Origin of the sequence: Zooshikella ganghwensis DSM 15267, assembly GCF_000428585.1 — a bacterium.
GTDB classification, from domain to species: domain Bacteria; phylum Pseudomonadota; class Gammaproteobacteria; order Pseudomonadales; family Zooshikellaceae; genus Zooshikella; species Zooshikella ganghwensis.
Map to the genome: position 1 here is coordinate 1 of NZ_AUAF01000199.1, position 6,737 is coordinate 6,737.

The following is a 6,737-nucleotide window of genomic DNA, read 5'->3' on the forward strand; positions in this document are numbered from 1 at the left end:
AGAGCCGTTTAAGACTAAGACGTTGATAGGCTGGGTGTGTAAGCGTTGTGAGGCGTTGAGCTAACCAGTACTAATGGCTCGTGAGGCTTGACCATATAACGCCAAAGTGATTTGAGTGAGTTGTAGTTACGATTCTGCTAAAGGTTTATGCTTGACGACGATAGCGAGTGGGCACCACCTGATTCCATCCCGAACTCAGAAGTGAAACTGCTCAGCGCCGATGGTAGTGTGGCGTTTCGCCATGTGAGAGTAGGACATCGTCAAGCGCTTATTGGAAGCCCTGGTACACTGTACCAGGGCTTTTTACTTTGGGGGCTTTTAAGTGAGATTATGGTTTAAACTTACGAACTCTTAAATAGTCTCTATTGCCTTGGTTACGTGCTAAATAAGACGTTTTAAAATGCAAATCGGCGCTTGTACATGTAAGGTTGAGCAGATATAGTTACTAACACATAAATATTTGCTAAAACTAAAAATCGCTGATTTAAAGATGTGTAATAATACTAAAACGACAGTGGTATTTCGTGACTTAAAAAATAGTTACCACCCTGCTTTTCTTACCCTCCTCCTCCTGCCTTAGGGCAGAAATTTATTATTCCATAAAAAAATCCTTTCAGAACTATACCTATTAGCTTGAGCTTTTGTTTTGGAGTGTTTTGCTATGAGCGAAAACCAGGTCATTATCTTTGATACAACATTAAGGGATGGGGAGCAGAGCCCTGGCGCATCAATGACGCGTGAGGAAAAATTACGTATTGCCAGAGCTTTGGAGAAAATGCGAGTTGATGTGATTGAAGCGGGTTTTGCAATGGCTAGTCCTGGTGACTTTGAGTCAGTGAAAAATATTGCTGGTCACATTAAAGATAGTGTTATTTGCAGCTTAGCCAGAGCATTAGATGCTGACATTGATCGAGCAGCAGAAGCATTAAAACCAGCAAACTCAGCGCGTATTCATACCTTTATTGCAACATCACCAATTCATATGCAATACAAATTGCGTATGACCCCTGAGCAAGTTATTGATCAAGCCGTTTATGCGGTTAAGCGTGCAAGAAACCATGTAGAAGACGTCGAATTTTCTTGTGAAGATGCGGGACGCTCTGAATTAGACTTTTTATGTCGTATTATTGAAGCAGCGATTAATGCTGGAGCCAAGACAATTAATATCCCTGACACAGTGGGATATGCCATTCCGCACCAGTTTTCTGAGACAATTTCGCAGCTGCTGAATCGGATCCCTAATGCAGACAAAGCGGTATTTTCAGTACACTGTCATAATGACTTAGGCTTAGCTGTGGCAAATTCAATAGCGGCGGTAGCCAGTGGTGCTAGACAGGTAGAGTGTACGATCAATGGCTTGGGTGAGCGTGCAGGGAATGCTTCTCTAGAAGAAATAGTAATGGCTATAAAAACACGCCATGACTTACTCAACGTCGATACTAAGGTTGATACGACTCAAATCGTACCTACTTCTAGGCTGGTATCAAGCATCACAGGTTTTTCTGTTCAACCTAATAAGGCGATTGTAGGTGCTAATGCATTTGCTCACGAAGCAGGTATTCATCAGGATGGTGTGTTAAAGCATCGAGAAACCTATGAAATTATGCGTGCAGAGGATGTAGGGTGGAATGCCAATAAAATGGTTTTAGGTAAGCATTCTGGTCGTAATGCATTTCGAGCAAGGTTGGTTGAGCTAGGCATCGAGTTTGAGTCAGATGCTGAGCTGGCAGTTGCTTTTGGTAAGTTTAAGGAACTGGCAGACAAGAAACATGAAGTTTATGATGAGGATTTGCAGGCACTGGTGAGTGATACTCAACACTCAGAGCTTGTTGAAAACTATCGGCTAGTCTCTTTGGAAGCATATTCAAAAACAGGAGAAACGCCTATAGCTCATGTTACTCTTGAGATTGATGGGAGTGAGCAAACAGCTTCTGAGCAAGGGGATGGCCCTGTGGATGCAATATTTAAAGCTATTGAAAAAATGGCCCGTTCAAATGCGAATTTACAGCTTTACTCGGTAAATGCAATTACTGGTGGTACTGACTCACAGGGTGAGGTTACAGTTCGTTTAGAGCGTGATGGTCGTATAGTAAATGGCTCTGGGGCTGATACTGATATCGTTATCGCTTCAGCTAAGGCATATATTAATGCATTAAATTTGATTACATCAGATGCTTATCGGGCACACCCACAAGCAGCTGATGTTTAAGAGGTAATGTAGTGTGATTGAGCAGCAGCGTCAGGAGTACTTAAAAGCGATGGGAATTACCTCATGGTATTCTCGTTATTCTTTGGCTCATGCGCTGCCTTCAAACCCTTTGTTATGGACAGACGTTTCCACATCAAGCATAAGTCAAATAGAAGCTGATGATACTAAACGTGTTGATTTTCAGGAAACAGGAAGTTCTGCAGCTACAAGCTTGCCAAATCTTCACGGTTTTTTGCATACACCTAAACGTAGTGAAGAAAAGCGCTCATTACAGAACCAGACAGTAGTATTAAGTCAGCAGCTTAAGTCTGTAATCAATACAGATGAAAGCCCTTCTCAGGATTTAATAAATAATCAACAGGTTGAGTCAAAAAACAAAGCTACGGATCTGTCTTCGGCTCAACCAGTTAGTAGCAGGCAGCCAGTACCGACATTTCGATTGGCAGTTTGCACTTGTCAGGATGCATTGATTATTACTGATTTACCTTATTCTTCCAGAGAGGGCTTCACTAAGCAGCATCAGAGCTTATTGATGAATATTCTTGCCGCTTTAAATTGGTCAGTGTCATTAAAGGATATTAATATTTTTAGCTGGCCTTTTACTCATCAGCAAATGATTGATCAGCACCGACAGATTGCACTTGATGCCCTTTCCCGTTATTTAGACTGTCATTACGATTATAATAATCACACAAATATTCTGTTGCTAGGTCGAGATGCTGCAGAGTTTACCTTGAATGCTGATAAACCTTTTGAACAGTTAAGGGGAAAGCAAAAGGTTAATAACGATAAGCAGCGAATTGTTGTCACGTACAGTATCGACGAACTATTGAAAATTCCTCAGTATAAGCGTGAAACATGGGCTGACTTAGTCACGTTGGTAGCCGAACAATAAAGATCTTGGGGTGAAATGCTCAGTGTCAACGCAAGAAATTGAACTGATTGTGCAGCCAATGACAATAAATAATTTGGACGCTGTATTAAGTAATGAAATGGAAGCTTATTCTCACCCGTGGAGTAAAGGAATCTTTCTGGATTGTTTACAGTCTGGCTATCACTGTAATGTACTGTACACACAAGAAAAAGCTGTTGGCCATAGTGTTTTGATGACAGTAGTTGATGAAGCTCATCTGCTAAATATTACTATCGCTCCTTGCTTTCAAGGGCAAGGTTTAGGGTGTTATTTACTGGATGTACTTATTGAGCATGCTAAACATTTAAATGCGACAACGATGTTTCTTGAAGTTCGTGAGTCTAATCATACCGCAATTGCACTATACCAACGGGCTGGGTTCAACGAGGTAGGGATACGAAAAAACTATTACCCTTTGGCAAAAGGGCGTGAAAATGCAGTATTAATGGCATTACCACTGACTTCAGGTGGGTAGCTGTGTCATTCCACTCTTCGCTACTGACTTTCCACCAGTTATGGTTAGGTACTGTAATTTTTAGTGTTTTTTTTATTGTTGCGGTTGTCGCTATGCCGTGGCGATTGTGGTTACAAAATAATATATGGCAACAGGTCACTTTTGCATCTTCCGTTGCTTTACTCGTTTTGTGGCTGATCCATAAAACGATAGTGCCAGGATTAAGCTTTCACTTTCTGGGTATGGTTGCTTATACCTTGGTTGTTGGCTGGCCGTTAGCGCTGACTGGGGCCACGCTGGTACAGTTTTTACTTACTGCTGTTGGTATAACTGATGTCGCTAGTGTGGGGGTAAATAGCCTACTAATGGTTGGAATACCTGTCCTGATAACACAGTTGATGTTGCAGTGGGTTGAAGCCCGTAAGCCTAAAAATGTCTTTGTTTTTATATTTATTGTGTCGTTTATTCCTGCATTATTATCAACATTAATTGTACTAACTTTAGCGTTACTCTTGATGACTTGGGCTGGTAGTCAGTTACCTTTTGGTGTCAGCTGGGAACTTTTGGCTTTCGCTCCATTAGTTATGCTGCCTGAAGCTTTCATCAATGGCATGATAATTTCTGGATTAGTTGTTTATTATCCTGAATGGGTAATAACGTTTAATGAAAAGCGTTACTATCACAAATAACGCTATGTTAAACCCCATCAATATTACTCACGAACGGGTCGTTTTTGAAGTTTACGCTGTAGCGTTCGGCGGTGCATACCTAATTGGCGAGCAGTAGCTGAAATATTGCCCTGATTAGCTGTGAGTACTTGTTGAATATGTTCCCACTCAAGCCGATCAACAGACATTGGACGCTCTTTTACTGGTTGCTCAGGATTGGCGGCTTTGCATAGTAGCGCAGAAATGATTTCGTCTGCATTGGCTGGTTTGCAAAGGTAGTTGCTTGCACCTAGTTTTATAGCTTCAACAGCAGTTGCGATACTTGCATAACCTGTCAGAATGACAATTTTCATTTCTGGATTAGATGCTCTGAGAGACGCAATAAGGGCTAGCCCAGAAGGTCCCTCCATTTTCAAATCAACTACCGCAAAATCAGGGCTATGTTTAAGCAGTAAAGACTCTGCTTTTGGCACATTATCAGCAGTTAAAACATCAAATCCCCGTTTACGCATAGCACGAGCAAGCACTTGTAAAAACGTAAAATCATCGTCCACTAATAACATCTTAGGCGTAGCTTCATGTGCTGACATGTTGACCTCAAAATCTCTCTGATTTATCTCCCCTTTTATATAAGAGGATATGCTCATTGTTCACTTCTTTATTTTATAGGGCACTGACTACTGATCAGAAACTAGCGGCAGGCGAATATCAGTCAATGTGCCACCACTGGGTACATTAAATAAATGAACGGTACCTCCTAAGCGGCTAATTGTAGCTTTACTCAGGGATAAGCCTAATCCAAGCCCCGTTGATTTTGTTGATATAAATGGTTTGCCTAGCTGTTCTGCAATTTCTAGCGATATTCCTGGTCCATTATCGAAAAGCTGTATGCTAACCATTTGCTCAGTTTTGCATATCTGTATGTTGACCTGAGATGCACCTGCTTGTTGAGCATTATCTATCAAATTCAAAAAGGCTTGGTATAGCGCTAGATCACATTCTATTTTGTTTTCTTCAATGGGGTGGATGAATTGTATTGAGATTGGAAATGAGGGTTTAAGCAGTTGATATTGGTCGGTGAGATGCTGACAAAAGTCTGAAAGGTTGACGGTAGATTTTTGTTGGCTGGCTTCAGCTGCATTTACAAGGTTTTTTAGCAGCTTCCTGCAGTGGGTTACTTGCTGTTCTATACACTCAAGGTCTTGATATAACTCGGTGTTTTGTTGATGTTCGTTTAGTAAGTCATGAAGAAGTACAGATATCGTGGAAAGTGGGGTGCCAAACTCATGAGCGGTTCCTGCCGCAAATGTTGCCACAGTCATTAGTTGCTCATTATGAAGGTCTTCTTCTCTTTTTTTGCTGAGTAACTCATGTTGAAGTGCTACTGTTTTGGACATTTTAACAATGAAGTAAGTAACCAGTAAGGCACTGAACATAAAGTTTATCCACATACCAGCAATATGCAGGTTGACCATGCTGATTTGTCCCTTTTCAAGAAAAGGAACTGGAATAGCAATAGGCAATGGCTGGTAAAAGAATAACAACCCACTATAGGCAGCAATACTGATAGCGGTAACGGTCCAAGTATAGAGCCAGGGCAAAATGGCTGATGAAATAATTATCGGGATCAAATAATAAAAAACAAAAGGATTACTGGCCCCTCCACTAAAGTACAGCAAAATAGAAAAGCTAATAACGTCAAAAAGGAGTTGAGCAAAAAACTCTCGCTCTGTTACAGGTAGCTGTTGGTATGTTCGAATCCAAGTGAGTAGCGTGATAATGGATACAATGAGCATTGTTGAGCCTAGTGTCCAGCCATCAAGGATCACTTTGGCCCAGAGCATATAAGCTAAGGCAATGCTTTGGCCACATAACGCCAAGAACCGAATAAAACAAAGGCGGCGCAGATTTTGTCGGGAAGGTGAAAATGAGAAAGGCTTATCAAACATAGGCTCATTAATGTTGAAAGTTGAGTGTGTTTGATTATTGTGCGGCAAAAAAAAAAGGCAGGCTAATTTAATTTGCCTGCCAATAGAACCTTATGAGCATGTAAACCAGGGGTGAAAGGTTATCGCCAAAACCGATCACTGATCACAACCCTATATAAATCGCCTAGCACAGAGTTGTGAGGGTTTAACAACATGTGAACGAGGCTAATGTTACATGGCTGAAGCAACAATGTGTATGCGACACAGTGTCGCACCAAAGATCAGCCAGTGTGGGGGTAAGTTGAGACTGTAAAAGATTCTGTGTAACCGCCTACTCTTAATGTTAACAATGTATAAGGATAGGCCATTATGGTGACTCAAAAAGAACTCGAAGCCTTTGCTAAAAAAGCCGCCAAGGGCATTAAAACAGAAAAAGACCTCAATCAATTTGCACAAATGCTCAAAAAGGTCACGATTGAAACAGCTCTTAATACAGAGTTAGAAGAATACTTAAATGATAGCAAACAAGCCCAACCTACCGAAAAAAACAGTCGAAATGGCTACT

The 6,737-nt window shown here is 41.2% G+C and carries 6 protein-coding genes, 2 rRNA genes and 1 pseudogene; 7 read left to right on the plus strand and 2 right to left on the minus strand.

Annotated features, from left to right (window positions below):
• The 6 genes from F607_RS0123570 to F607_RS0123595 all read left to right on the plus strand — a co-directional run.
• A 23S ribosomal RNA gene (locus tag F607_RS0123570) occupies positions 1 to 95 on the plus strand; the annotation flags it as partial.
• Between the two features lie 55 nt (positions 96 to 150).
• Positions 151 to 266 (plus strand): 5S ribosomal RNA (rrf, locus tag F607_RS0123575).
• Between the two features lie 395 nt (positions 267 to 661).
• Entirely contained in the window at positions 662 to 2,209 is a 1,548-nt protein-coding gene (locus F607_RS0123580; protein ID WP_027710029.1) for a 2-isopropylmalate synthase, read from the plus strand.
• A gap of 13 nt (positions 2,210 to 2,222) precedes the next feature.
• Positions 2,223 to 3,104 carry a uracil-DNA glycosylase family protein gene (locus F607_RS0123585; protein WP_027710030.1) on the plus strand — a complete coding sequence of 294 codons (882 nt, stop codon included), beginning with the start codon at positions 2,223 to 2,225 and terminating at the stop codon, positions 3,102 to 3,104.
• A 22-nt stretch (positions 3,105 to 3,126) separates the two neighbouring features.
• Entirely contained in the window at positions 3,127 to 3,597 is a 471-nt protein-coding gene (gene rimI / locus F607_RS0123590; RefSeq protein WP_027710031.1) for a ribosomal protein S18-alanine N-acetyltransferase, read from the plus strand.
• Positions 3,598 to 3,599: 2 nt separating this feature from the next.
• Positions 3,600 to 4,265: an energy-coupling factor ABC transporter permease gene (locus F607_RS0123595; RefSeq protein ID WP_038292145.1), complete on the plus strand. Its 666-nt coding sequence runs from the start codon at positions 3,600 to 3,602 to the stop codon at positions 4,263 to 4,265.
• 23 nt (positions 4,266 to 4,288) lie between these two features.
• Here F607_RS0123595 and F607_RS0123600 read toward each other — a convergent pair whose 3' ends face one another.
• Together F607_RS0123600 and F607_RS0123605 are read right to left on the minus strand one after the other, a co-directional pair.
• The gene (locus F607_RS0123600) at positions 4,289 to 4,834 is read right to left on the minus strand and encodes a response regulator transcription factor (RefSeq protein WP_027710033.1); all 546 of its coding nucleotides are present in this window, start codon (positions 4,832 to 4,834) and stop codon (positions 4,289 to 4,291) included.
• Positions 4,835 to 4,921: 87 nt separating this feature from the next.
• Positions 4,922 to 6,193, minus strand: coding sequence for an ATP-binding protein (locus F607_RS0123605; RefSeq protein WP_027710034.1), 1,272 nt, complete (start codon positions 6,191 to 6,193; stop codon positions 4,922 to 4,924).
• A 351-nt stretch (positions 6,194 to 6,544) separates the two neighbouring features.
• On the opposite strand from F607_RS0123605, the pseudogene F607_RS0123610 reads away from it, so the two are divergent.
• A pseudogene (locus F607_RS0123610) lies at positions 6,545 to 6,737 on the plus strand (IS256 family transposase); the annotation flags it as partial.

Coding starts and splice junctions, on each gene's coding strand:
- F607_RS0123580 (WP_027710029.1), top strand. CDS start 662: ATGAGCGAAAACCAGGTCATTATCTTTGATACAACATTAAGGGATGGG.
- F607_RS0123600 (WP_027710033.1), bottom strand. CDS start 4,834: ATGTCAGCACATGAAGCTACGCCTAAGATGTTATTAGTGGACGATGAT.
- F607_RS0123605 (WP_027710034.1), bottom strand. CDS start 6,193: ATGTTTGATAAGCCTTTCTCATTTTCACCTTCCCGACAAAATCTGCGC.